General features: G+C 68.4%; 21 protein-coding genes. 15 read left to right on the top strand and 6 right to left on the bottom strand.

Annotated features, from left to right (window positions below; all coding sequences use genetic code 11):
* Positions 1 to 178, bottom strand: a 178-nt coding sequence (locus ACK59X_RS29460) for a formyltransferase family protein (protein ID WP_409962171.1), incomplete at its 3' end; no start/stop codon positions are given.
* Positions 179 to 202: 24 nt separating this feature from the next.
* Here ACK59X_RS29460 and ACK59X_RS29455 point away from each other — a divergent pair.
* From ACK59X_RS29455 to ACK59X_RS29440, 4 genes are all read left to right on the top strand, one after another.
* The gene (locus tag ACK59X_RS29455) at positions 203 to 901 is read left to right on the top strand and encodes a YceH family protein (protein WP_409962168.1); all 699 of its coding nucleotides are present in this window, start codon (positions 203 to 205) and stop codon (positions 899 to 901) included.
* A 46-nt stretch (positions 902 to 947) separates the two neighbouring features.
* A complete protein-coding gene (locus ACK59X_RS29450) occupies positions 948 to 2,129 on the top strand; it encodes an acyl-CoA dehydrogenase family protein (protein ID WP_409962166.1) in 1,182 nt (393 codons plus the stop codon).
* 12 nt (positions 2,130 to 2,141) lie between these two features.
* Positions 2,142 to 3,257 (top strand): acyl-CoA dehydrogenase family protein, encoded by a 1,116-nt coding sequence (locus ACK59X_RS29445; protein WP_409962164.1) that lies wholly within the window; start codon positions 2,142 to 2,144, stop codon positions 3,255 to 3,257.
* Between the two features lie 79 nt (positions 3,258 to 3,336).
* The gene (locus tag ACK59X_RS29440; protein ID WP_409962162.1) at positions 3,337 to 4,728 is read left to right on the top strand and encodes an alpha/beta fold hydrolase; all 1,392 of its coding nucleotides are present in this window, start codon (positions 3,337 to 3,339) and stop codon (positions 4,726 to 4,728) included.
* A 32-nt stretch (positions 4,729 to 4,760) separates the two neighbouring features.
* On the opposite strand, the gene ACK59X_RS29435 is transcribed toward ACK59X_RS29440, so the two are convergent.
* On the bottom strand, positions 4,761 to 5,318 hold the full coding sequence (locus tag ACK59X_RS29435; protein ID WP_409962160.1) for an HNH endonuclease: 558 nt from the start codon (positions 5,316 to 5,318) through the stop codon (positions 4,761 to 4,763).
* A 169-nt stretch (positions 5,319 to 5,487) separates the two neighbouring features.
* Here ACK59X_RS29435 and ACK59X_RS29430 point away from each other — a divergent pair, with 169 nt between their 5' ends.
* The 10 genes from ACK59X_RS29430 (at position 5,488) to ACK59X_RS29385 (ending at position 17,680) form a co-directional block, all read left to right on the top strand.
* Complete coding sequence (locus ACK59X_RS29430; protein ID WP_409962158.1) at positions 5,488 to 6,540, top strand: bifunctional riboflavin kinase/FAD synthetase; 1,053 nt, start codon at positions 5,488 to 5,490, stop codon at positions 6,538 to 6,540.
* 112 nt (positions 6,541 to 6,652) lie between these two features.
* Positions 6,653 to 9,511, top strand: a complete 2,859-nt coding sequence (gene ileS, locus ACK59X_RS29425) for an isoleucine--tRNA ligase (RefSeq protein WP_409962156.1) — start codon at positions 6,653 to 6,655, stop codon at positions 9,509 to 9,511.
* Entirely contained in the window at positions 9,511 to 10,014 is a 504-nt protein-coding gene (gene lspA, locus ACK59X_RS29420; RefSeq protein WP_409962170.1) for a signal peptidase II, read from the top strand. Before ileS ends, lspA begins: the two co-directional genes overlap by 1 nt.
* 128 nt (positions 10,015 to 10,142) lie before the next feature.
* A complete protein-coding gene (locus ACK59X_RS29415; RefSeq protein ID WP_409962154.1) occupies positions 10,143 to 11,135 on the top strand; it encodes a LacI family DNA-binding transcriptional regulator in 993 nt (330 codons plus the stop codon).
* A 37-nt stretch (positions 11,136 to 11,172) separates the two neighbouring features.
* Positions 11,173 to 12,186: an ABC transporter substrate-binding protein gene (locus tag ACK59X_RS29410; protein ID WP_409962152.1), complete on the top strand. Its 1,014-nt coding sequence runs from the start codon at positions 11,173 to 11,175 to the stop codon at positions 12,184 to 12,186.
* Between the two features lie 5 nt (positions 12,187 to 12,191).
* Positions 12,192 to 13,007: an ABC transporter permease gene (locus ACK59X_RS29405; protein ID WP_409962151.1), complete on the top strand. Its 816-nt coding sequence runs from the start codon at positions 12,192 to 12,194 to the stop codon at positions 13,005 to 13,007.
* A 10-nt stretch (positions 13,008 to 13,017) separates the two neighbouring features.
* A complete protein-coding gene (locus tag ACK59X_RS29400) occupies positions 13,018 to 13,815 on the top strand; it encodes an ABC transporter permease (RefSeq protein ID WP_409962150.1) in 798 nt (265 codons plus the stop codon).
* On the top strand, positions 13,805 to 14,860 hold the full coding sequence (locus ACK59X_RS29395) for an ABC transporter ATP-binding protein (RefSeq protein WP_409962148.1): 1,056 nt from the start codon (positions 13,805 to 13,807) through the stop codon (positions 14,858 to 14,860). Before ACK59X_RS29400 ends, ACK59X_RS29395 begins: the two co-directional genes overlap by 11 nt.
* A gap of 17 nt (positions 14,861 to 14,877) precedes the next feature.
* Entirely contained in the window at positions 14,878 to 15,705 is an 828-nt protein-coding gene (locus ACK59X_RS29390; RefSeq protein WP_409962146.1) for a phosphodiesterase, read from the top strand.
* Positions 15,706 to 16,024: 319 nt separating this feature from the next.
* Positions 16,025 to 17,680: a Na/Pi cotransporter family protein gene (locus tag ACK59X_RS29385; RefSeq protein ID WP_409962144.1), complete on the top strand. Its 1,656-nt coding sequence runs from the start codon at positions 16,025 to 16,027 to the stop codon at positions 17,678 to 17,680.
* On the opposite strand, the gene ACK59X_RS29380 is transcribed toward ACK59X_RS29385, so the two are convergent.
* A complete protein-coding gene (locus tag ACK59X_RS29380) occupies positions 17,667 to 18,512 on the bottom strand; it encodes an NUDIX hydrolase (RefSeq protein ID WP_409962142.1) in 846 nt (281 codons plus the stop codon). The two genes, ACK59X_RS29385 and ACK59X_RS29380, sit on opposite strands and share 14 nt — an antisense overlap.
* A complete protein-coding gene (locus tag ACK59X_RS29375) occupies positions 18,509 to 19,492 on the bottom strand; it encodes a quinone oxidoreductase family protein (protein WP_409962140.1) in 984 nt (327 codons plus the stop codon). The genes ACK59X_RS29380 and ACK59X_RS29375 overlap by 4 nt, the downstream gene beginning before the upstream one ends.
* A 90-nt stretch (positions 19,493 to 19,582) precedes the next feature.
* Here ACK59X_RS29375 and ACK59X_RS29370 point away from each other — a divergent pair, with 90 nt between their 5' ends.
* The gene (locus ACK59X_RS29370; RefSeq protein ID WP_409962138.1) at positions 19,583 to 20,482 is read left to right on the top strand and encodes a DMT family transporter; all 900 of its coding nucleotides are present in this window, start codon (positions 19,583 to 19,585) and stop codon (positions 20,480 to 20,482) included.
* 16 nt (positions 20,483 to 20,498) lie between these two features.
* Here ACK59X_RS29370 and ACK59X_RS29365 read toward each other — a convergent pair whose 3' ends face one another.
* Complete coding sequence (locus tag ACK59X_RS29365; protein WP_409962136.1) at positions 20,499 to 23,162, bottom strand: EAL domain-containing protein; 2,664 nt, start codon at positions 23,160 to 23,162, stop codon at positions 20,499 to 20,501.
* Entirely contained in the window at positions 23,159 to 24,250 is a 1,092-nt protein-coding gene (locus ACK59X_RS29360; RefSeq protein ID WP_409962134.1) for a TRAP transporter substrate-binding protein, read from the bottom strand. Before ACK59X_RS29360 ends, ACK59X_RS29365 begins: the two co-directional genes overlap by 4 nt.
* Positions 24,251 to 24,389: the final 139 nt, after the last annotated feature.

The following is a 24,389-nucleotide window of genomic DNA, read 5'->3' as shown; positions in this document are numbered from 1 at the left end:
CCTCGGCGGCAATGCCTTCGCCGCGCGCGAAGGCCAGGCCCGGGGCATCGGCCTTGTTGCTCAGCACGGCCGCCACGCGGGCACCGTGGCGGCGCGCCCAGTCCTCCTGCTGCGCAGTGCGCACGATGGCAGCCATGTTGGAGCCGCTGCCAGAGATCAAAATCACGATGTTCTTCATAAATTGCCACGGATTATCCCAGCCATGCCCTTCGACCCCGCCAACCGCCCCCTGACCGCCAACGAAGCCCGCGTGCTGGCCACGCTGATGGAAAAGGCCCGCACCGTGCCCGACAGCTATCCGATGTCGCTCAACGGCCTGGTGACCGGCTGCAACCAGAAGACCAGCCGCGACCCAGTGATGACCCTGAGCGAGGCAGAGGTCCAGGAGGCCCTGGACTCCCTGCGCCAGCAGACGCTGGCCTTCGAGACCAGCGGCAACCGCACCACGCGCTGGGAGCACAACTTCCAGCGCGGCGTGGGCGTGCCCGAGCAGTCGGCGGTGCTGCTGGGCCTTTTGATGCTGCGCGGTCCGCAGACCGCGGGCGAGCTGCGCATCAATGCCGAACGCTGGTACCGGTTTGCCGACATCTCGTCGGTCGAGGCCTTCCTCGACGAGCTGCAGGAATGCAGCGCCGAGAAGGGCGGGCCGCTGGTCGTGCTGCTGCCCCGGGCTCCCGGAGCACGCGAACAGCGCTGGGCCCACCTGCTGTGCGGGCCGGTGGACACCACCGCCCCGGCCGCCGCCAGTGCCGCAGGGGGTGGAGCGCCGTCGGCCCTGCAGGCGCGTGTGACGGCCCTGGAGACCCAGGTGGCCGGCCTGCAGGCCACGGTGGAGCGGCTGTGCGCCGAGCTGGGCATCGCCCCGCCCGAGGCCCCGATGTCGCCACCCGGACAGGAATAAAACGAACGACCGTGCTACAAACAGGACTTCTCAGGAGACAAGCCGTATGGACCTCGCATTCACCCCCGAAGAGCAGGCCTTCCGCGAAGAAGTTCGCGCGTGGGTCCGCAGCAATCTGCCCCCCGAAATTTCGCACAAGGTGCACAACGCCCTGCGCCTGACCCGCGACGACATGCAGGGCTGGGCCAAGATCCTGGGCAAGAAGGGCTGGCTTGGCTTCGGCTGGCCCAAGGAATTCGGCGGCCCCGGCTGGACCGCCGTGCAAAAGCATTTGTTCGAAGAAGAGTGCGCACTGGCCGGCGCGCCACGCATCATCCCTTTCGGCCCCGTGATGGTGGCCCCGGTGATCATGGCCTTCGGCAATGCCGAGCAGCAAAAGCGCTTTCTGCCCGGCATCGCCAGCGGCGAAGTCTGGTGGAGCCAGGGCTACAGCGAGCCGGGTTCGGGTTCGGATCTGGCCTCGGTCAAGACCCGCGCCGAGCGCGTGGGCGACAAGTACATCGTCAACGGCCAGAAGACCTGGACCACGCTGGGCCAGCATGGCGACTGGATGTTCAACCTGGTGCGCACCAGCACCGAGGGCAAGCCGCAGACCGGCATCTCCTTTCTGCTGCTGGACATGAAGTCGCCCGGCGTGACCGTGCGCCCCATCAAGCTGCTCGATGGCGAGTGCGAGGTCAACGAGGTGTTCTTCGACAACGTCGAAGTGCCGGCCGAGAACCTGATCGGCGAAGAGAACAAGGGCTGGACCTACGCCAAGCACCTGCTGAGCCACGAGCGCACCAACATCGCCGACGTGAACCGCAGCAAGCGCGAACTGGAGCGTTTGAAGCGCATCGCCAAGGCCGAAGGCCTGTGGGAAGACACGCGTTTCCGCGACCAGGTGGCCCTGCTCGAAGTGGACATCGTGGCCCTGGAAATGCTGGTGCTGCGCGTGCTCTCGGCCGAGAAGTCGGGCAAGAACTCGCTCGACATCGCCGGCCTGCTCAAGATCCGCGGCAGCGAGATCCAGCAGCGCTATGCCGAGCTGATGATGCTGGCCGCGGGCCCCTTTGCCCTGCCCTTCATCGAGGAAGCCATGGAAGCCGGCTGGCAGGGCGACTTCCCTGGCGGCGAGGCGGCCAACGCGCCCCTGGCATCGACCTACTTCAACCTGCGCAAGACCACCATCTACGGCGGCTCTAACGAGTTGCAGCGCAACATCTTGGCGCAGACCGGTCTTGGCTAAGGAGACAAGAGCATGGATTTCGATTTTTCCGACGACCAGGAACAGCTGCGCGACGCCGTGCGCAAATGGGTGGACAAGGGCTACAGCTTCGAGCGCCGCCGTGCGGCCGTGGAGGCCGGTGGATTCTCGCGCGACGCCTGGAATGAACTGGCCGAGCTGGGCCTGACGGCCCTGACCGTGCCCGAGGCCCATGGCGGCCTGGGCCAGACCGCCGTGGATGCCATGGTGGTGGCCGAGGAGCTGGGGCGCGGCATGGTGCTGGAGCCCCTGGCCCAGGCCTTTATCGCGAGCGCCGTGCTCTCGGAGTTCGGCAGCGCCGAGGTGCAGGGCGCCTGGCTGCCGCGCATCGCCAGCGGCGAAGCGCTGGTGGTACTGGCCCAGCAGGAGCGCAAGGCGCGCTACCGCCTGGATGTGTGCGATGCCACGGCCACCGCAGCCGCGGGCGGCCATACGGTGAGCGGCACCAAGAGCATCGTGGCTGCGGGCGACCAGGCCGATGCCTTCCTGCTGCCCGCCCAACTCGACGGCAAGATCGCGATGTTCGTGGTGGAGCGCTCGGCCAGCGGCGTCGCCACGAAGGGCTACGTCACGCAGGACGGCAGCCGCGCCGCCGAGGTGGTGTTGGCCAACGCGCCCGCCACCCTGGTGACCACCGACGGCCTAGCCGCCCTGGAGCTGGCCGTGGACACCGGCATCGCCGCCACCTGCGCCGAGGCCGTGGGCGTGCTGGACAAGACCGTGGCCGGCACCGTCGAGTACATGAACCAGCGCAAGCAGTTCGGCGTGCTGATCTCAAGCTTCCAGGCCCTGCGCCACCGCGTGGCCGACATGAAGATGCAGCTGGAGTTGGCGCGCTCGATGAGCTACTACGCCAGCCTCAAGCTGGGCGCCCCCGCCGCCGAGCGCCGCGCCGCCATGGCCCGCGCCAAGGTGCAGCTGGGCCAGGCCATGCGCTTCGTGGGCCAGCAGTCGGTGCAACTGCACGGCGGCATCGGCGTGACCGACGAGTACATCGGCAGCCACTACTTCAAGAAGCTCACGCAGCTGGAGATGGCCTTTGGCGACACGCTGCACCACCTGGGCGAGGTGTCGGCGCGCATGCAGGACACGGCGGGCGTGTTTGCCTGACGCAGGCACGTAACACCCGCATGACATGCTCGTGGATCACCCGGTCCACGGGCATTTTTCATTTCTGGAGAAGGACACGATGACGACGATTTCCCTGCAACGCCGATCCGCACTGATTGCCGCAGCCGCCACAGCGCTGGCCCTTGCGGGCTGCGCCAGCCAGGCACCTTTGCAGGACAGCAGCCTTCCGCCCATCGTCTTCGTGCACGGCAACGGCGACACGGCAGCCCTGTGGCAGACCACGGTGTGGCGCTTCGAGTCCAACGGCTGGCCGCGCGAGCGCCTGCACGCCATCGACGTGCCCTACCCGCTCAACCGCGACGACGACACCAAGCCCCAGGCCGGGCGCACCTCGGCGGCCGAGCACATGGCCTACCTCAAGTCTGAGGTGGACAAGGTGCTCAAGGCCACCGGCGCGAAGAAGGTGGTGCTGATCGGCAACTCGCGCGGCGGCAACGCGATTCGCAACTACATCCAGAACGGCGGTGGAGACCAGACCGTGAGCCATGCCATCCTGGGCGGCACACCCAACCATGGCGTCTGGGCGATTCCGGGTTTTCGCGAAGGCAATGAGTTCGCGGGCACAGGCCCCTTCCTCAAGGGCCTGAACGCGCCCAAGAACGCCGCTGGCGACGAGGTCACCGGCCCCGTGCGCTGGATGACCGTGCGCTCGGACAGCAACGACAAATTCGCCCAGCCCGACGGCCTGTGGATCGGCCAGAAAGGCACGGCCACGAATGTCACGGCGGCCGGGCCCGAGCTCAAGGGCGCCACCAACGTGGTGATCCCGCGCATCGACCACCGCGAGACCTCGTTCTCGCCCACCGCTTTTGCCGCAGCCTACCAGTTCATCACGGGCAAGGCGCCGTCCTCCACGGCCATCGCCAACGAGGCGCGCGTGGCCCTGTCCGGCAAGGTCACGGGCCTCGGTGTGGACCCGCTGGACGCGAAAACCGGCAATTTCAGCAACAACCTGCCCCTGCCCGGCGCCCAGTTGGAGGTGTTTGCCACCGACCCGGCCACAGGCGCCCGCACCGGCAATGCGCTGCTGCGCACCACGGTCGCGGCCGATGGCCAGTGGGGCCCCGTGGCCGTGCCGACGGGCGCGCCGCTGGAATTCGCCATCACCGCCCCGGGCTATGCCACCACGCACATCTACCGCAGCGGCTTTCCGCGCAGCAGCGCCATCGTGCACCTGCGCGCCGAACGCATCGCCGACGCCGACACGGCTGCCGCCAGCGTGGGCAGCATGACCCGCCCGCGCGGCTACCTGGACCCGGCGCGTGACCAGATGCTGCTGGACGGCGCCCCGCCCGCAGGCGTGCCGGCCGGCGCTGGCGTGGCCTCGGCCAAGATCAAGCCCGAGGGCCCCCAGCGCAGCGTGGCCGCGCAGTTCAATGGCGAACGCGTGGTGGGCCAGACCTGGCCGGCCGCCAGCGGGCACCTGGTGTTTCTGGAACTGACGTATTGAACAGACAGGGCAGGTGCGGAGCCTGCCCTGCTCTATGCCAGCAAGCGCGAAGATTTCGGTACGTGAGCCATCAAAAATTCCATTTGATCGGCCAGGATGCGGCGGTTGCGCAGAATGAAGTCTTCCCACAGGCTGGGCACGTACGGGGCGTAGAGCAGCGGCATGTGCGCCTGCTCGGGAGTACGCGGGCCCTTCCTGTGGTTGCACGGCCGGCAGGCGGTGACTACGTTCATCCAGTGGTCCTGCCCGTTGCGGGCAAAAGGCACGATGTGCTCGCGCGTGAGGTTGTCTTCGTGGAAATGGCCGCCGCAGTAGGCGCACACATTGCGGTCGCGGATGAAGAGCTTGCTGTTGGTCAGGCCGGGCTTGAGGTCGAAGGGGTTGATGCTGGGCACGCCCTTGGTGCCGATGATGCTGTTGACCGCGATCACCGACTGCTCGCCCGTGACCGCGTTGTGCCCACCCCGGAAAAGCGCGACCTGGCCGCCGGATTCCCAGCGCACCTCGTCGGCAGCATAGTGGGTGACGGCCTGCTCCAGCGATATCCACGACTGGGGCAGCCCCTGGGCTGACAGCTTCAAGACCTTCAAAACACGCCTCCTGGAACAAGAATGAACACAAGGAATCGGAACGCGGATGTCTCGCGGACCCGGCTGCGCAGCCGGGCCCGTAGTACACAATATACTCTGTTTTCGTGACAGATTGGCGTCTGGTGCTTTACCCATATGCCCAAGCTGCTATCAAAAAGATAACAAGTCCATGAAGATCTTCCGCGGCTTCCACCACCCCGGCATCGCCCCCGCCTGCGCGCTGACCATCGGCAACTTCGATGGCGTGCACCGCGGCCACCAGGCCATGCTGGCCCTGCTCAACAGCGAGGCCGCCCATCGGGGGGTGGAAAGCTGCGTGCTCACCTTCGAGCCCCACCCGCGCGACTACTTTGCCGGGGCCCTGCACAAGCCCGAACTGGCGCCCGCGCGTGTGGGCACGCTGCGCGACAAGCTCACCGAGCTGGCACGCTGCGGCGTGCAGCAGACGGTGGTGCTGCCCTTCGATGCGCGCCTGGCCGCCCAGTCGCCCCAGGCCTTCATCGACGAGGTGCTGCTCAAGGGGCTTGGGGTGCGCTATGTGCTGGTGGGCGACGATTTCCGCTTCGGCGCCCAGCGCGCGGGCGACTACGCCCTGCTGGATACCACCGGCCAGGCCAAAGGCTTCGACGTGGCGCGCATGAACAGCTACGAGGTGCACGGGCTGCGCGTGTCGAGCTCTGCCGTGCGCCAGGCCCTGGGCCAGGGCGACATGGAGGCCGCGGCCCGCCTGCTGGGACGGCCCTACGCGATTTCGGGCCATGTGGTGCATGGCCGCAAGCTCGGGCGCGAACTGGGCGCCACGGCCGAGGGTGCGGGCGACGGCTTTCGCACGCTGAACCTGCGCTTTGCGCACTGGAAACCCGCCGCCAGCGGCATCTTCGCCGTGCTCGTGCATGGCCTGGGTGAAACGCCGTTGCAGGGGGTGGCCAACCTGGGTGTGCGACCCTCGCTGGACCCCGACGACGTGAATGGCGGACGCGTGCTGCTGGAGACGCACTGCCTGCAATGGCCCGCCGAACTGGGGGCCGAAGGGGCGTACGGTAAAATCGTCCGGGTGGAACTGCTGCACAAACTGCACGACGAGCTCAAGTACGACGGTCTGGATGCCCTGACAACAGGCATTGCCAAGGACTGTGCGGATGCGCGCGCCTACTTTGCGTCGGCCCACGCGCCCACCAACCACACCGAGACCCGGCGCCAGACCACGCGCGACCGAATTTAGGGGGCTGCCTGCGCAGCGCCTGCCCTGCAGGCCGGATACCGTCCCACCCTCCTTGTTGCTTCCCGCATTTGCTCCGGGCCTGCCCCGGAATGCCCCGTTTTAAGGCTCCCCCATGTCCGACAACGCCAGTACCCCCGAATCCACTGCACCGGATTACCGCAGCACCCTGAACCTGCCCGACACCCCCTTCCCCATGCGCGGCGACCTGCCCAAGCGCGAGCCGGGCTGGGTCAAGGAGTGGGAGGACAAGGGCCTGTACAAGCGCCTGCGCGATGCGCGCTGCGGTGCGCCCAAGTTCATCCTGCACGATGGCCCGCCCTATGCCAACGGCCAGATCCACATGGGCCACGCGGTCAACAAGATCCTGAAGGACATGATCACCAAGGCGCGCCAGCTCGAAGGCTTCGACGCGCTGTACGTGCCCGGCTGGGACTGCCATGGCCTGCCGATCGAGAACGCCATCGAGAAGAAGCACGGCCGCAACCTGAGCCGCGACGACATGCAGGCCAAGAGCCGCGCGTACGCCACGGAGCAGATCGCGCAGCAGATGGCCGACTTCCAGCGCCTCGGGGTGCTCGGCGAATGGGACAACCCCTACAAGACCATGAACTTCGCCAACGAGGCCGGCGAGATCCGGGCCTTCAAGCGCGTGATGGAACGCGGCTTCGTCTACCGGGGCCTCAAGCCCGTGTACTGGTGCTTCGACTGCGGCAGTTCGCTGGCCGAGTTCGAGATCGAATACGCCGACAAGAAGAGCACCACGCTGGACGTGGCCTTCAAGGCGCACGAGCCGGCGACGCTGGCCGCCGCCTTCGGCCGGCCCGCGCTGGCCAAGGACGCCTTCGTGGTGATCTGGACCACGACCGCCTGGACCATCCCCGCCAACCAGGCGCTGAACCTGAACCCCGAGATCAGTTACGCGCTGGTGGATGCTGGCGAGCGCCTGCTGCTCGTGGCCGAACCGCTGGTGGCCTCGTGCCTGGAGCGCTACGGCCTCACCGGCCAGGTGCTGGCCACCACCGCGGGCAAGAACCTGGGCGGCCTGGAATTCGAGCACCCGCTGTACGACGTGGACGCCGGCTACCGCCGCCTCTCGCCCGTGTACCTGGCCGACTACGCCACGGCCGACGACGGCACGGGTATCGTGCACTCCTCGCCCGCCTACGGCCTGGAAGACTTCAACTCCTGCCGCGCACATGGCCTCGCGCTCGAGGACATCCTGAACCCCGTGCAGGGCAACGGCACCTACGCGCCGGACTTCCCGCTGTTCGGCGGCCAGCACATCTGGAAGGCCGTGCCGGTGATCATCGAGGCGCTGCGCGACGCCGGCCGACTGATGGCCACCAAGGACATCAGCCACAGCTACCCGCACTGCTGGCGCCACAAGACGCCGGTGATCTACCGCGCCGCTGCGCAGTGGTTCATCCGCATGGACGAAGGCGAAGGCGTGTTCACCAAGGCCGGCGAGAAGCCCGCCAAGACGCTGCGCCAGATCGCGCTGGACGCCATCGAGCACACCAGCTTCTACCCCGAGAATGGCAAGACCCGCCTGCACGACATGATCGCCGGGCGGCCCGATTGGTGCATCTCGCGCCAGCGCAGCTGGGGCGTGCCCATCCCGTTCTTCCTGCACAAGGATTCGGGCGAGCTGCACCCGCGCACCATGGAGATCATGGACCAGGCGGCCGAGATCGTCGAGAAGGGCGGTATCGAGGCCTGGAGCCGCGTGACGCCCGAGGAGATCCTGGGCGCCGAGGACGCCGCCTGCTATACCAAGAGCACCGACATCCTGGAGGTGTGGTTCGACTCGGGCTCCACCTTCTTCCACGTGCTGCGCGGCACGCACCCCAACGTGCACCACGACACCGGCCCCGAGGCCGACCTGTACCTGGAAGGCCATGACCAGCACCGCGGCTGGTTCCACAGCTCGCTGCTGCTGGCCAGCGCACTGGAAGGCCGCGCGCCCTACCGCGGCCTGCTGACCCACGGCTTCACCGTGGACAGCCAAGGCCGCAAGATGAGCAAGTCGCTGGGCAACGGCATCGACCCGCAGGAGATCAACAAGAAGCTGGGCGCCGAGATCATCCGCCTGTGGGTCGCCGCGAGCGACTACTCGGGCGACATCGCGGGCGACGAGAAGATCCTGGCGCGCGTGGTCGACGCCTACCGCCGCATCCGCAACACGCTGCGCTTCCTCTTGGCCAACGTGAGCGATTTCGATCCGGCCACGGACACCGTGCCATTCGATCAGATGCTGGAGATCGACCGCTATGCGCTCACGCGCGCGGCCGAGTTCCAGGCCACGGTGCTCGCGCACTACAAGGTCTACGAGTTCCACCCCGTGGTGGCCAAGCTGCAGCTGTACTGCTCGGAAGACCTGGGCGGCTTCTATCTGGACGTGCTCAAGGACCGCCTGTACACCACGGCGCCCAAGAGCCTGGCGCGCCGCAGCGCGCAGACCGCGCTCTACCAGATCACGCACGCCATGCTGCGCTGGATGGCGCCGTTCCTGTCCTTCACGGCCGAAGAGGCGTGGAAGGTGTTCGGCTCGTCCGACTCCATCTTCGTGGAGACCTATGGCTCCATCGCCAGTGCCGACGAAGGCATGTTGGCCAAGTGGTCGCGCCTGCGCGAGATCCGCGACGTGGTGAACAAGCAGATCGAAGTGCTGCGCGCCGAGGGCCAGGTGGGCTCGTCCCTTCAAGCCTCGGTGGTGCTCACGGCGGCGCCCGAGGACCACTCGTTGCTCGCCAGCCTGGGAGATGACCTGCGCTTCGTGTTCATCACCTCGGCCGTGCAACTGGTGGCGGGCGATGCCCTGCAGATCAGCGTCAAGCCCAGCAGCGATGCCAAGTGCGACCGCTGCTGGCACTACCGCGCCGACGTGGGCCAGGATGCGGCCCACCCGACGATCTGCGGCCGCTGCACGAGCAACCTGTACGGCGCTGGCGAAAGCCGGGTGCACGCATGATGGCGGCCAACGGCAGCTCCTCCTCGGCCCTGGGCCGCATGTGGCCCTGGCTGGCCTGGGCGCTGGTGATCCTGGTCGCCGACCAGATCACCAAGTCGCTGATCCTGGACGCCTACCGCCTGGGCGATGCGACCCCCATCACCAGCTTCTTCAACATTGTGCGCGCGCACAACACCGGCGCGGCGTTTTCGTTCCTGGCGGACGCGGGCGGCTGGCAGCGCTGGGCCTTCACCGGCATCGGCGTGGCCGCCACGGTGTTCATCGTCTGGCAGCTGCGCGCGCACCCGGAACAGAAGCTCTTTTGCTTTGCGCTGTCGAGCATCCTGGGCGGTGCCGTGGGCAACGTGGTGGACCGCTTGATGCACGGCTACGTGGTCGACTTCCTGGACTTCTACGCACGCGGCTACCATTTCCCGGCCTTCAACCTGGCCGATTCGGCCATCACCGTGGGCGCGGTGTGCCTGGTGCTCGACGAGCTGCTGCGGATGAAGAAGGCCAAGTAACCGCCCCGCTCCCGCATTCCTGAACGGCCCTTGAGAGGGCCGTTTTTTATGGCCGGCGCTGCGCCTTGGTCACACGCGCGTCACACGGCTTCGCTCCAATGTAAACGTTTACATTGCAACGAGGTTCCATGAGCATCCAGGACGTGGCCCGCCAGGCGGGCGTGTCGGTCGCCACCGTGTCGCGGGTCTTCAACCTGCCGGACAAGGTGACACCCGCCACGCGCCTGCACGTGGAGCAGGTCGCCCAGGCACTGGGCTACCTGCCCAACGCCAGCGCGCGCACGCTGCGCACCCAGCGAAGCCGCGTCATCGGCGTGGTGCTGCCGACCCTGCTCAACCCGGTGTTCGCAGAATGCCTGCAGGGCATTGCCCAGGCGGCAGTCGGTGCCGGCTACGCGATCCTGCCCTTTGCCTCCGAGTACCTGCTGGCGCAGGAAGACCGTGCCGTGCACCTGCTGCTGGCGGGCAATGTGGACGGCATGATCCTGGTGGTCTCCGACCCTGCCACGTCCACCGCACTGCAGCGCCTGGCCGAGGCCGGCCTGCCCTATGTGCTGGCCTACAACCGGCACCCGGACCATCCCTGCGTCTCGGTGGATGGCGAGCAGGCCGTGGCCGAACTGGTGGAATACCTGGCATCGCTGGGGCACCGGCGCATCACCATGGTCAGCGGCCAGTTCTCCGCCTCGGACCGTGCGCAGCAGCGCTGGCGCGGATTCCAGCGCGGCATGGCGGCGGCTGGCCTGGCCGATGCACCGGTGCTCGAAGTGCCGTTTGTCGAAACCGCAGTGCAGGACGTCGCCACCATGCTGCAGCGCGCGGACCGGCCTACTGCGCTGGTCTGCTCCAACGACCTGCTGGCCATCCGCAGCATCCGCGCGGCCCACCTGGCCCGCCTGGCCGTGCCGCGCGACCTGAGCGTGGCGGGCTTCGACGGCATTGCACTGGGCGAAGACCTGACCCCCATGCTGAGCACCGTGGCCCAGCCCAATGCCGACATCGGCCGCTGCTGCGTGCAGTTGCTGGTGCAGGCCATGGCCGGCGGCACCCCGCTGGCGCCCGATGCCGGGCTGACCCTGGCGCACCAGTTTCGCACCGGCGAGTCCTGCGCGGCCGCCTGATTCTCCCCTCCCCACCCCCTGTCCACAGGAGTTCCCGATGACCTTCCCGCTCACCCACTTCCTGCGCGCTGCGGCGCTCGCCTTCGGCCTGGCGGCCACCGGCACGGCCATGGCCCAGACCGCCATCTGCTACAACTGCCCGCCCGAATGGGCCGACTGGGGCAGCCAGATCAAGGCCATCAAGGCCAAGACCGGCGTCACCGTGCCGCCGGACAACAAGAACTCGGGCCAGTCGCTCGCGCAACTGGCCGCCGAGAAGGCCAGCCCCGTGGCCGACGTGACCTACCTGGGCGTGACCTTCGCCATCCAGGCGCAAAAGGACGGCCTGGTCACTCCTTACCAGCCCGCGGCATGGAAGGACATCCCCGACGGCCTCAAGGACCCGGCCGGCCACTGGTTCACCATCCACTCGGGCACGCTCGGCTTCATGGTCAACGTGGACGCGCTCAAGGGCAAGCCCGTGCCGCAATCGTGGGCCGACCTGCTCAAGCCCGACTACAAGGGCCTCATCGGCTACCTGGACCCGGCCTCTGCCTTCGTGGGCTACGTGGGCGCCGTGGCCGCCAACCAGGCACGCGGCGGCACGCTGGAGAACTTCGGCCCAGGCATCGACTACTTCAAGGCGCTGCAGAAGAACGAGCCCATCGTGCCCAAGCAGACCTCGTATGCGCGCGTGCTCTCGGGCGAGATCGCCATCCTGCTGGACTACGACTTCAACGCCTACCGCGCCAAGTACAAGGACAAGGCCAACGTGCAGTTCGTGATCCCGGCCGAAGGCACGCTGGTCGTGCCGTATGTGATGAGCCTGGTGGCCAATGCGCCCCACGCCGCCGACGGCAAGAAGGTGCTGGACTTCGTGCTCTCCGACGAAGGCCAGGCCCTGTGGGCCAATGCCTACCTGCGCCCGGTGCGCGCCAGCGCCATGCCCAAGGAGGTGCAGGCGCGCTTCCTGCCCGCCAGCGACTACGCGCGCGCCAAGACGGTGGACTACGGCCGCATGGCCGCTGTGCAGAAGGGCTTCTCGGACCGCTACCTGGCCGAAGTGAAGTAACGCCCATGCGCCACGGCTTTGCTCCTTCACGCACGCTGCTGCTCGGCTGCGCAGCGCCGGCCGTGGCCTTCTTCGCGGCCTTCTGGCTGCTGCCCGTGGCCCTGCTGCTGGCCCTGCCGGCGGGCACGGGCTGGGCCACCTATTTCTCGGTGCTCACCAACGCGCGCTACCTGCAGAGCCTGCTGCAGACCCTGGGCCTGTCGCTGGCCGTCACGCTGGCCACGCTGGTGCTGGGCGCGCTGGTGGGCATCACGCTGGCGCGCCAGCGCTTTCGCGGACGCCAGCTGCTGCTGTCGCTGCTCACGCTGCCGCTGTCCTTTCCCGGCGTAATCGTGGGCTTCTTCATGATCCTGCTGGGTGGGCGCCAGGGCCTGGTGGCCGACCTGTCGGACGCGCTGGGCGCAGGCCGCACCACCTTTGCCTACGGGCTCGCAGGCCTGTTCCTGGCCTATTTGTATTTCTCGCTCCCGCGCGCCATCGCCACCTACACCGCCGCGGCAGGCGCCATGGATGCAGCGCTGGAGGAGGCAGCTCGGTCACTGGGCGCTTCGCGCTGGCGCGTGGCGCGCGACGTGTGGCTGCCCGAGCTGGCCGCCACCACGCTGGGTTGCGGCGCCATCGTCTTCGCCACCGCCATGGGCGCCTTCGGCACGGCCTTCACCCTGGCCAGCAAGTTCGAGGTGCTGCCCATCACCATCTACAACGAGTTCACCAACTACGCCAACTTCGCACTGGCCGCCAGCCTGTCGATCACGCTGGGGCTCATCACCTGGCTGGTGCTGTGGGCGGCGCGCCGCGCCTCCGGCACCCCGGCCTTCTGAAGCACCCATGATGAGAAACGCACGACAAGCCCCCTGGTCCCTCGTCGCCCTCACGGCGCTGGTGGCCCTGTTCATGCTCGCACCCATCGCGCTGTCGGTACTGGCCGGGCTGGTGAACAACTCCAGCACCGGCCTGAAGAGCGGGCTCACCCTGCGCTGGCTCGGCGAGGTGTGGGAGAACTATGGCGGCACCGTGGGTGCGTCGCTGCTGCTGGCGCTGGCTTGCGTGCTGGGCAACCTCGCCATCGGCGTGCCCTGCGCCTATGCGCTGGCACGCAGCCGATCGCGCTGGGCCCGGCTGTTCGAGGAACTGCTCACGCTGCCCGTGGCCGTGCCGGGCCTGGCCAGCGCGCTCGCGCTGATCCTGGCCTACGGCACGCTGCAGGGCTTTCGCCAGAGCCTGGCCTTCATTCTCGTGGGGCACATGGTGTTCACGCTGCCCTTCATGGTGCGCACCGTGGGCGCGGCCTTCCAGAAGGACGAACTGCGCTCGCTCGAAGAGGCTGCGCGTTCGCTGGGCGCCAGCTTCGCGCAGCGCTTTCTCGGCGTGTTGGTACCGGCCGTGCTGCCGGCCATCGTGGCGGGCTGCCTGATGGTGTTCACGCTCTCGGTGGGCGAATTCAACCTCACCTGGATGCTGCACACCCCGCTCACGCGCACCCTGCCCGTGGGCCTGGCGGACAGCTACGCCTCCATGCGCATCGAGAGCGGCTCGGCCTACACGCTGGTGTTCCTGATCGTCATCCTTCCCGTGCTGTGGGGCCTGCAGGCCGTCGGCAGCTTCATCGAGAAACACCATGGAACTTGAACGCACGCGCGTGGACATCGTCCGCTGCGCCAAGACCTATGCCGACGGCACGCGCGGCCTGCAACCCACCGACCTCACCGTGGAACCCGGCGAGGTGCTGGCGCTGCTGGGCCCTTCGGGCTGCGGCAAGACCACGCTGCTGCGCCTGATCGCGGGCCTCGAGTCGCCCGACGCAGGCAGCCGCATCGCGTTCGGCGGCTCCGACGTGACGCAGCTGCCCTTCGAGCAGCGCGGGATCGGCATGGTGTTCCAGCTCTACGCGCTGTTCCCGCAGATGTCGGTGGCCGCCAACATCGGCTACGGCCTGCGCATCCGCGGCACCGATGCGGCCGAGCAGCGCCGCGTGGTCGGCGAGCTGGTGGACCTGGTGCGCCTGAACGGGCTGGAAAACAAGCGCCCCGCCGAACTCTCGGGCGGCCAGCGCCAGCGCGTGGCCCTGGCGCGCGCGGTGGCCGTGCGCCCGCGCGTGCTGCTGCTGGACGAACCGCTCACCGCGCTGGACGCCAAGCTCAAGGAATCCCTGCGCGACGAGCTGGCCGAGCTGCTGCGCCGCCTGCACATCACGGCCATCCACGTCACGCACGACCAGCAGGAGGCCCTGGCCATTGCCGACCGCCTGGCCGTGATGCAGGCCGGCCGCATCGTGCAGGTGGGCGATGGCGAGACGCTGTACCGCGCACCGGCCCACCCCTTCGTGGCCACCTTTTTGGGCCGGGTCAACCGGTTGCAGCGCGACGAAGCGGCCCGCCAGCGCCAGGTGCTGCCGCTGGGCGGCATCGAGCTGCCCTGCCCTGCCCCCGACTCCGTACTGCTGGTGCGGCCCGAAGACATCGAGGTGCAGCCCGGCCACGCCGGTGACGGCTGGGGCCGCGCCGAGGTGCTGCGCCGCAGTTTCCTGGGCGAGCGCGTGCAGCTCACGCTGGCGGTGGACGGCCAAGGCCCGCTGCAGGCCGACGTGGCGCGCGATCACCCGGCCCGCCATGGCGAGAACGTGGCCATCCGCATCCGCCCAGAGTGCCTCATGCCCAGCCACGAAAGCCCCTGATCAGCCCTGCGACAACCATGACCACCCTGCTGCTGCAACTGTCCGACCTGCACATCCGCGAACCCGGCCGCCTGGCCTATGGGCGCATCAACACCGCGCCCTACCTCACACAGGCAGTGCAGACCATCCGGCGCCTGCCGCAGCAGCCCACGGCCCTGGTGATCACCGGGGACCTGACCGATTTCGGCCGCGCTGCGGAGTACGAGCACCTGCGCGGCCTGCTGGAGCCGCTGGGAGACCTGCCCACCTACCTGCTGCCCGGCAACCACGACGAGCGCCAGCAATTGCGGGCCAGCTTTCCTGAGCACCACTACCTGGGGACGGAGGGCTTCGTGCAGTACAGCGTGCCCGTGGGCGCACTGACACTGGTCGCGCTGGACACCGTGGTACCCGGCGCCAGCGAGGGTGGCCTGTGCGCCGAGCGCCTGGCCTGGCTGGCGCGTGAGCTGGAAACCCACCGCACGCGCCCCGTGGTGATCGCCATGCACCACCCACCGTTCCGCACGCTGATCGGCCACATGGACGACATCGGGCTGCTGCAGGGCGCCCGGGAGCTGGAGGCCCTGGTGGCCCGCTACCCCAATGTGGAGCGCATCGTCTGCGGCCACCTGCACCGCAGCATCCAGGTGCGCTTTGGCGGCACCCTGGCGATGACCGTGCCCTCGCCCGCCCACCAGGTCTGCCTGGACCTGGCGCCCGCCGCCGCCTCGGCCTGGACGCTGGAGCCCCCCGGGTTCGCACTGCATGCACTGCCCGCTGGTGGCCGGCTGGTCAGCCACCTGGTGGCCAGCGGCAGCTACCCGGGCCCCTTTCCCTTCCATGACGGCGGGCAGTTGATCGACTAGCGCGTGCCGGCCGGTCCTGTCCGAAGCGGACAACACACCGGTCGGCTCATGGGCATGCTTCCCGCGCTATGGATTCAGGAGTATGCTTGCGCGTCCGTTATATGTCATTTTTATGACAATGGCGGGTGCCTTTATTGTCTGCGAGCGCCCACTCCACCTCGGAGTCGCTCCGCGCCGCAGCCCTTCTCCGCGCCCGCCCAGGGTGCGGCAGCGCCCTGCAATCCCACAATGTGGAAATGAACGGATGGAGCCGGCCCGCGTGCGGGCACGGTGCATGCTTGGCAGTGCACGTCACAAGAAGAAAAGTTAGCGTTTACTAATGAAGCATCTCCTGAATCTGTTGGCAGCGGTTGCGCTGCTGGTATGGGGAACCAACCTCGTGCGAACGGGTGTGCTGCGCGTGTTCGGCGCCAACCTGCGGACCATGCTGGCGCGCAGCATGGGCAACCGCTTCACGGCGGCGCTCTCGGGCATGGGCGTCACGGCGCTGGTGCAGTCGAGCACGGCCACCTCTCTCATGACCTCGTCCTTCGTGGGCCAGGGGCTCATCACCCTGCCCGCGGCCCTGGCCGTGATGCGCGGCGCCGACGTGGGCACGGCCCTGATGTCGGTGCTGTTCTCGTTCGACCTGTCCTGGCTGTCGCCGCTGTTCATCTTCGTCGGGGTGGTGCTCTTCATCTCGCGCCAGGCCAGCACGGCCGGGCGCGTGGGGCGGGTGCTCATCGGCCTGGGGTTGATGCTGCTGGCGCTGGAGATGGTGGTGCAGGCCAGCGGGCCCATGCTGGCGTCGCCCATCATCAAGGCCATGCTGGGCTCGCTCAACAGCGATATCGTGCTGGAAATCTTCATGGGCGCGCTGCTGGCGGTGCTGGCCTATTCCAGCCTGGCCATCGTGCTGCTGCTGGCGGCCATGGCGGCGTCTCAGGTGGTGCCGCTGGACGTGGCCCTGGGCCTGGTGCTGGGTGCCAACCTGGGCAGCGGCCTGCTGGCCGTCTTCACCACGGCCAAGTCGGCCATCGAGGTGCGCCAGGTCACGGTGGGCAACCTGGCCTTCAAGCTGCTCGGCGTGCTGCTGGTGGCGCCCTTCATCGGGCTGTGGCTCACCTATGTGCAGCCACAGCTGCCGGGCCGGGGCCAGGGGGTGGTGCTGTTCCACCTGGGCTTCAACGTCATCATCAGCGTGGGCTTCATCGGCTTCACCCACTGGGTGGCCGACTGGGTGGCGCGCCTGCTGCCGCGCGAGAAGGCCCAGTCCGCGGCCGGCCGGCGGCCGCACCACCTGGACCCGTCGGCCCTGGCCACGCCCTCACTGGCCATCTCGTGCGCGGCGCGCGAGGCGCTGCACCAGGCCGATGTGGTCGAGTCCATGATGATCGGCCTGCACACCGTGATCCGCACCGACGACCTCAAGCTGGCGCAGGACCTGCGCAAGCTCGACGACGAGGTGGACGGCCTGTACTCGGCCATCAAGTACTACCTGACCAAGATCTCGCGCGAGGCCCTGGACGAGCGCGAAGGCCGGCGCTGGGCCGACATCATCAGCTTCACCATCAACATGGAGCAGATCGGCGACATCATCGAGCGCGTGCTGATTGACATCGAGGACAAGAAGATCAAGAAAGGCCGCCACTTCTCCGAGGCCGGCATGGAAGAGATCAACGAACTGCACGCCCGCCTGCTGGACAACCTGCGCCTGGCGATGAGTGTCTTCCTCAATGGCAACGTGCGCGATGCGCAGAAGCTGCTGGAGGAAAAAGCGCGCTTTCGCGACCTGGAGCGCGCCTACTCGGCCACCCACCTGGTGCGCCTGTCGGACAACACGGTGCAGAGCATAGAGACCAGCTCGCTGCACATCGACCTGATCAGCGAGCTCAAGCGCATCAACTCGCTGCTGTGCTCGGTGGCCTATCCGATCCTGGAGTCGGCCGGCGCGCTGGCACCGAGCAGGCTGCGGGCTGCCGTCACTCCTGATTGATTCGCGGCTGCGCCCCAGCCGCCGCGTTATCCAGGTAGCCACCGATCACCAGCCCGGCCTCCTGCGTGAACTCGCCGCGGGCCACCCGGTCCTGCACCTCGCCCAGGTCGAGCAACTCGAAACGCTCCACCTCGCCATCCTGGTTGGCGGGCACCACGCCCTCGGGCACGGTGGCGCGGAACCAGTCGATGCGCTCGACCATGTAGCCGATGCCGCCGCCCTCGCGGCTGGGCCGCGAGAACAGCACATGGCCGCCATGGGCCACGCCAGCCAGCTCGGCCGTACGCAGCCCGGCTTCCTCCCAGGTCTCGCGCGCGAGGGCCTGGTCGAGCGTATCCACGGCGGCGACCATGCCCCCCATCAGCGTGTCCCACATGCCCGGGTTGTTGGGCTTGGTGCGCGAGCGCAGTTGCACCCACATGCGCCCGTCGGGCACCAGGCCCACCAGGTGCACGGCGCGCGTGGCGATGCCCAGCACGCGCACGGCGCCACGCTCCACCGTGGCGATCACCTCGCCCTGGGCGTTGGGCACGGCCAGTTGCTCGTTGCGCCACGGGCCGCACTGGCCCCGGGCACGCAGCGCGGCGGCGATGGCATTGAGGCCGGCAGTGGCCTGCCCGGCTGGTACGTCGAGGTGCCAGCCGCCCGCCTGCCTGTGCAGGCGATGGCCGCCCTGCAGAGCAGGGGCCACCGTATCCAGTACGCCATCGGCCACCGAGCCCACCACCTGCCCTGCCACCTGCAGCGGCAGCCGGGCCTGTGCCGGCGGTTGCTGCGCGGCCACCCGGGCTGCCGCCAGCCACCCGGCAAAGGTCTGGGCGGGCGTGCTCACAGCGTGAGGATGGTGCAGCCGGTGGTCTTGCGGCCTTCGAGGTCGCGGTGTGCCTGCTGCACCTCGGCCAGCGGGTAGCGCTGGTCGATGTGGATCTTCACCTGACCGCTGGCCACCACGGCGAACAGGTCGTCGGCCATGGCCTGCGTGCTCTCGCGCGTGGCGATGTGGGTGAACAGCGTCTGGCGCGTGACGTACAGCGAGCCCTTGGCACCGAGCGCGCCCGGTGCGAACGGCGGCACGGGGCCCGAGGCATTGCCGAAGCTGGCCATGAGGCCGAAGGGGCGCAGGCATTCGAGCGACTTGTCCCAGGTGTCCTTGCCCACCGAGTCGTACACCACCTTCACGCCCTGCCCGCCGGTGATCTCCTTGACGCGCGCCGCAAAGTCCTCGGTGTTGTAGTTGATGGCGTGGGCCGCACCATTGGCCAGCGCCAGCTGGCACTTGGCATCGGTGCCGGCCGTGCCGATGAGCTTGAGGCCCAGGGCCTTGGCCCACTGGCTGGCGATCAGGCCCACACCGCCGGCGGCGGCGTGGAACAGCACATGGTCGCCGGCCACGAGGCCCTGCACCGGCAGCGTCTTCTTGAGCAGGTACTGCGCCGTGAGGCCCTTGAGCATCATGGCGGCACCGGTCTCGAAGCTGATCGCATCGGGCAGCTTGCAGACGCACTTGGCGGGCATCACGCGCTGCTCGCAGTAGCTGCCGGGCGGCTGGCTGGCATAGGCGGCGCGATCACCCGCCTTGAGGTGCGTGACCCCCTCGCCCACGGCCTCGACCACGCCCGCGGCCTCCATGCCGATGGTGGCAGGCATGGACAGGGGGTACAGGCCGGTGCGGTGGTAGACGTCGATGTAGTTCAGCCCGATGGCGTGGTGGCGGATGCGGATCTCGCCCGGGCCGGGTTCGCCCACGGTGACATCGGCGAGGTGGAGTTCTTCGGGGCCGCCATGCTGGCGGATCTGGACGGCGAGGCTCATGGTTCTGGTCTCCTGGTGGCTTGGAACGATCAGCGGCATCGTGCCATGAATCTGCAAGGCTTGCCCGGCATGGGCCGATACATTAGCGGGATGACACAAAGACTCACGCCCGGCACGGCGGCGATGCTGGTGGTGCCGCCGATGCTGTGGGCTGGCAATGCCGTGGTCGGCCGGCTGGTGCACGACCTGATTCCGCCCCTCACCCTGAACTTCATCCGCTGGGTCCTGGCCTTTTGCATCCTGCTGCCGCTGGCGCACGCCGTGCTGCGCCGGGACAGCGCGCTGTGGCCCCACTGGCGCCGCTATGCGCTGCTCGGCCTCTTCGGCGTGGGCCTGTACAACGCATTGCAGTACATGGCGCTGCAGACTTCCACGCCCATCAACGCCACGCTGGTGGGCTCCAGCATGCCCATCTGGATGCTGGCCGTGGGCGCGCTGTTCTTCAAGGCGCCGGTTACGCGCCGCCAGGTGGCGGGAGCCTTTTTGTCCATGTGCGGCGTGCTGCTGGTCCTTTCGCGCGGCGAATGGGGGCAACTGCTGGCCCTGCGCCTGGTGCCGGGCGACCTGTTCATGGTCTTGGCCACCATCTCCTGGGCCTTCTACAGCTGGATGCTCTCGGGTACGCGCGAACCTGCGGCCATCCGCGGCGACTGGGCAGCCTTCCTGATGGCGCAGATGGTCTTCGGCCTGGCCTGGTCTGGCAGTTTTGCCGGGCTGGAGTGGGCCAGCGGGCGCACGCATATCGAGTGGGGCTGGCCGCTCATCGCCGCGCTGGCCTTCATTGCGGTGGGGCCGGCCGTGCTGGCCTACCGCTTCTGGGGCGTGGGGGTGCAGCGTGCCGGGCCGGCGCTGGCGAGCTTCTTCGTGAACCTCACTCCGCTGTTCGCGGCCCTGCTGTCGGCGGCCTTCCTGGGCGACACGCCGCAGCTGTTCCACGGCCTGGCGTTCGCCCTCATCGTCGGCGGCATCGTCGTTTCGTCACGCCGGTGACGGCGGGCCTGGCCCGTCACGCCGTGAGCGCCGTGCTGCCCGCGCCAAGCAGGTCTTCGAGATCGGCCACGGGCACCGGGCGGCCCATGAGGTAGCCCTGGAAGAACTGGCAACCGTGCAGGGCCAGGAAGTCCTTCTGGGCCTGGGTTTCGACGCCTTCGGCGATCACGTCGAGTTCCAGGTTGCGCGCCATGCCGATGATGGTCTGCACGATCACATCGTCGGTGTGCTTGACGCCCAGGTTGCGCACGAAGGACTGGTCGATCTTGAGCTGGTCCAGCGGCAGCCGCGTGAGGTAGGCCAGCGAGGAATAGCCGGTGCCGAAGTCGTCCACCGAGAAGCGCACGCCCTTGGTCTTGAGCAGGCCCATCTTGGCGATGGTGTCGTCCACGTTGTCCAGCACCAGCGACTCGGTGAGCTCGAGCTTGAGCAGGTGCGGCCGGGCCCCGGTCTCGCGCAGCACCTCGACCACGCGGGCCACGAAATCGCGCTGGCGGAACTGCCGCGCACTGACGTTGACCGACAGCTGCACATGCCGGTAGCGCGCATCGCCCTGCCAGGCGGCCAGTTGCTCGCAGGCGGTGCGCAGCACCCAGTGGCCCATGGGCACGATGAGCTCGCTCTCCTCGGCCACGCCGATGAAGTGGCCCGGCCCGATCAGGCCGCGCTCGGGGTGGCGCCAGCGGATCAGCGCCTCGGCCCCGACGATGCGGCCATCCAGGTGGAACTGGGGCTGGTAGTGCAGCACGAACTGGCGGCCGGTCAGCGCGGCCTGCAGATCGCTTTCCAGTTGCGCGCGCTGGCTGATCGCGATCTGCATCTGCGGGTCGAAGAAGCACAGCGCATTGCGGCCCTGCGACTTGACCTGGTACATGGCGATGTCGGCCTGCTTGAGCAGGTCCACCGAAGGCTGCATCGCGCCGCCCATCAGCGTGGCGCCGATGCTGGGGGTGCTGTGGTAGGTGTGGGTCCCGAGCGTGTAGGGCTGGTTGAGCTTGCGCAGGATCTTCTGGCCCACCCGGCGCGCATAGGCCGCCGCCTCGCTGCTGTGCTCCGACAGGTCGCTGAGCATCACCACGAACTCGTCACCGCCCAGGCGGGCCACGGTGTCCTCCCGGCGCACGCAGGTCTTCAGGCGCTGCGCCACCTGGCGCAGCAGCATGTCGCCGACCTCGTGGCCCAGGGTGTCGTTCAGGGTCTTGAAGTGGTCCAGGTCCAGGAACAGCAGGGCCCCGTGCTGGCCGCTGCGCACACTGGCGGCCGTGGCCTGCTGCATGCGGTCCATCAGCAGGCGCCGGTTGGGCAGGTTGGTGAGGGGGTCGAAGAAGGCCAGGCTCTCGATCTCGGCGCTGGCCTGGCGCAGCTCGGTCACGTCGTGGTAGGTGATGACCAGGCCCGATTCGGGCGTCACGCGCTCGGTGATCTGGATCACCCGGCCGTCGGGCAGGGACTGCTCGTGCGGCCCCTGGGGCTGTGCCTGCAGGGCCAGGCGGTGCTCGATCCACAGCGCGCGCTCCGAATCGGAAGCGTGCGGCAGGTGGTGCCGCGCCTTCTCTTCGAGCACCTGGCGGAACGGGACCTGGGGTGCCAGCATTGGCTGCAGCCAGGGAAAGATTTCCTCAAAGCGCCGGTTCCACTGCACCACGCGCTGCGTACCATCGAGCAGCACGAAGCCGCTGACCATGGATTCAAGGGCCTGGTCCAGCGTGGCCTTGCTCTGGGCAATGGCCAGGCGGGCCTGCGTCATGCGGTCGATGTAGCGCAGCGCGAATCCGCCGGCCGCCAGGATCATGGCCAGGAAGGCCAGCGCCGTGAGGGCCACGGCATTGCGCTCGGTGCGCCAGGAGGCCAGGGCATCGCGCTGCGGGATGCTGGCCGAGATGCGCAGATCCTGGTAGAGGATGGGGCGGTACACCACCAGCGCGACCTCGCCGCTCAGGCGTGCCGGGGCGCGCCATTGCGGGCCCCGCTCGTCCAGGGCATCGAGCGGCGGTGACAGCGTATGGGTGCCCACGTCCTCGCGGCTGGGCACGCTCAGCAGCATCTGCCCGCCTGCCCGCTCCAGCGTGACCTGCAGGCCGCTGATGTCCACGCCCTGCACCAGCACCGAGCTGAGCGAGGCCACGGGCAGTTCGGCCAACGCCACCACGCGCGAGCTGTCGGCCATCTTGAGGTGGCGCGCAAAATACAGCACCCGCTCGGCACTGGCAAAGCTCACCACGGGCTGGCTGACCATGAGGGTGGAGACCGACTGGCGCAGCACCTCGTCCAGGAAGCCGGACGGCAGGTCCAGCGCCAGCCGGCTGCCCGCCGCGTCGGAAGACGCGATCACCTTGCCCTGGGCATCCACCAGCGCCACATAGCGCACCATGAGGTTCTGGCGCGCCGAGCTGCGCAGGCGCTGGCTCGCGCCTTCAGAGTCGATCCACTCCACCAGGGCGGTGGACAGGCCCAGCAGTTCGTCCATGCTGGCCAGCAGCACGTCCACCGCCAACAGCGAGCGATTGAGGGCCGCCTCCGCACCCGCCACGAAGCGCGTGGCCTGCGTGGCGCTGTCGGCCAGCGCCACCTGGCGTGCATTCCAGACCAGCGCAGCCGCCACCAGCACCACCGACGCGAGGAAGAAGGCCACCGCCCCCGAGACGAAGAACTTGATGCGCGCTGGCGAGGATGGGTTCATTTGCCAGGCGCCGCGACCAGGCCGCGCACGGGCCCGATGGTTCGGTTCCAGATGTCGGCGCAGCGCGGGCCGCAGCGCTGCACCCAGCGCGGCAGCACCGTGGAGGCCAGGATCTCGCGGCGGCTCTTCTCGTCCTGCTCGGAGACGGGCACGATGGCCATGTTGCCCTTGCGCCCGCCGGTGCAGCTGGCCGCCCCGCGGTTGCAGGCCATGCCGTCGGCGGTCTCGCGCTCGGCCTCTTCCCAGATCGCGGCCTCCAGCCGGGGCAGTTCGCGGCGCAGCAAGGCCCGCAGGTCGGGAGGCAGGGCCTCCCATGCTGCCTGGTTGGCGGCGAACACCGCCAGGCCCCAGGTCACCGGCAGCGCGTGCAGGTGGGAGGTCATGGTGTACAGGCCCAGGGTGTTGCCGGACATGGTGCCGGTGATCGCGCACTCGGTATTGCCGGCCGACAGGCTGGTGACGATCTGTGCAAAGCCCGTGAGCACGGGAATGCCCCCCAGCGCGCCGACGAAGTCGGCCTGGCTGGACGAGGAGACGCGGGTGCGCCGGCCCGACAGGTCGGCCAGGCTGCGCAAGGGCTTCTTGCAGAAGACCACCTGGGCCGGGTAGACGTAGATGGCCAGGGCTTCGACTCCGTGCTGGTCGCGCAAGGCCTTTTCCAGGTAGGGACGGAATGCGGCCACCGTGCTCTTGAGCGTGGCGATGTCGGGGTTCAGCCCCGCGAGGTCGGGCGCCGTGTACTCCGGGTACTGGGCCGAGAAGGAACTCATGAGCGTGGTCCCCAGGGGCACCACGCCGAGCTGCAGCAGGCGCAGCATCTCGCCGCCGGGCACACCGGCGCGGTCGAAGGGCACGATCTCGGCTTCGAACTTGCCGCCGCTCAGGCGGGCCAGGTCCTTGCTCCAGAACGGCTCTTCCTGCCGTGTGTACTGGTTGATGCCGGCCAGCCCCCCCACGATGCGCAGCTTGTACGGCGCAGCCGTCTTGGCCGCCTGCGCCCACGCAGCACCGCTGCCGCACGCCCACGCGCTTGCACCCAGCAGGGCCAGTGCGGCGAATCGGGCTGTCAGGACACGGGACAGGTTCATGGCATTGGTATCTCCGGCCTTATTTTTCGTCCTAGTTTCCCAAAGTATGGGAACAATGCGTGCAAAACACAACGGACTCTAATAGGGAAAGCAGTCCATTGTGCCTTTGCAGCCTCCATCCAATACCGGGAAAACACGC

Origin of the sequence: Acidovorax sp. (assembly GCF_046339755.1) — a bacterium.
Classification (GTDB): domain Bacteria; phylum Pseudomonadota; class Gammaproteobacteria; order Burkholderiales; family Burkholderiaceae_C; genus Acidovorax.
Note: the sequence above shows the minus strand (reverse complement) of the source record. Positions and strands in the feature narration are given on the sequence as shown.

What these genes read in the sequence shown, in the direction of transcription:
- ACK59X_RS29440 (WP_409962162.1), top strand. Translation starts at nt 3,337, where the DNA reads ATGACGACGATTTCCCTGCAACGCCGATCCGCACTGATTGCCGCAGCC.
- ileS (WP_409962156.1), top strand. Translation starts at nt 6,653, where the DNA reads ATGTCCGACAACGCCAGTACCCCCGAATCCACTGCACCGGATTACCGC.
- ACK59X_RS29445 (WP_409962164.1), top strand. Translation starts at nt 2,142, where the DNA reads ATGGATTTCGATTTTTCCGACGACCAGGAACAGCTGCGCGACGCCGTG.
- ACK59X_RS29360 (WP_409962134.1), bottom strand. Translation starts at nt 24,250, where the DNA reads ATGAACCTGTCCCGTGTCCTGACAGCCCGATTCGCCGCACTGGCCCTG.
- ACK59X_RS29430 (WP_409962158.1), top strand. Translation starts at nt 5,488, where the DNA reads ATGAAGATCTTCCGCGGCTTCCACCACCCCGGCATCGCCCCCGCCTGC.
- ACK59X_RS29365 (WP_409962136.1), bottom strand. Translation starts at nt 23,162, where the DNA reads ATGAACCCATCCTCGCCAGCGCGCATCAAGTTCTTCGTCTCGGGGGCG.
- ACK59X_RS29455 (WP_409962168.1), top strand. Translation starts at nt 203, where the DNA reads ATGCCCTTCGACCCCGCCAACCGCCCCCTGACCGCCAACGAAGCCCGC.
- ACK59X_RS29395 (WP_409962148.1), top strand. Translation starts at nt 13,805, where the DNA reads ATGGAACTTGAACGCACGCGCGTGGACATCGTCCGCTGCGCCAAGACC.
- lspA (WP_409962170.1), top strand. Translation starts at nt 9,511, where the DNA reads ATGGCGGCCAACGGCAGCTCCTCCTCGGCCCTGGGCCGCATGTGGCCC.
- ACK59X_RS29450 (WP_409962166.1), top strand. Translation starts at nt 948, where the DNA reads ATGGACCTCGCATTCACCCCCGAAGAGCAGGCCTTCCGCGAAGAAGTT.
- ACK59X_RS29400 (WP_409962150.1), top strand. Translation starts at nt 13,018, where the DNA reads ATGAGAAACGCACGACAAGCCCCCTGGTCCCTCGTCGCCCTCACGGCG.
- ACK59X_RS29410 (WP_409962152.1), top strand. Translation starts at nt 11,173, where the DNA reads ATGACCTTCCCGCTCACCCACTTCCTGCGCGCTGCGGCGCTCGCCTTC.
- ACK59X_RS29375 (WP_409962140.1), bottom strand. Translation starts at nt 19,492, where the DNA reads ATGAGCCTCGCCGTCCAGATCCGCCAGCATGGCGGCCCCGAAGAACTC.
- ACK59X_RS29415 (WP_409962154.1), top strand. Translation starts at nt 10,143, where the DNA reads ATGAGCATCCAGGACGTGGCCCGCCAGGCGGGCGTGTCGGTCGCCACC.
- ACK59X_RS29385 (WP_409962144.1), top strand. Translation starts at nt 16,025, where the DNA reads ATGAAGCATCTCCTGAATCTGTTGGCAGCGGTTGCGCTGCTGGTATGG.
- ACK59X_RS29370 (WP_409962138.1), top strand. Translation starts at nt 19,583, where the DNA reads ATGACACAAAGACTCACGCCCGGCACGGCGGCGATGCTGGTGGTGCCG.
- ACK59X_RS29405 (WP_409962151.1), top strand. Translation starts at nt 12,192, where the DNA reads ATGCGCCACGGCTTTGCTCCTTCACGCACGCTGCTGCTCGGCTGCGCA.
- ACK59X_RS29390 (WP_409962146.1), top strand. Translation starts at nt 14,878, where the DNA reads ATGACCACCCTGCTGCTGCAACTGTCCGACCTGCACATCCGCGAACCC.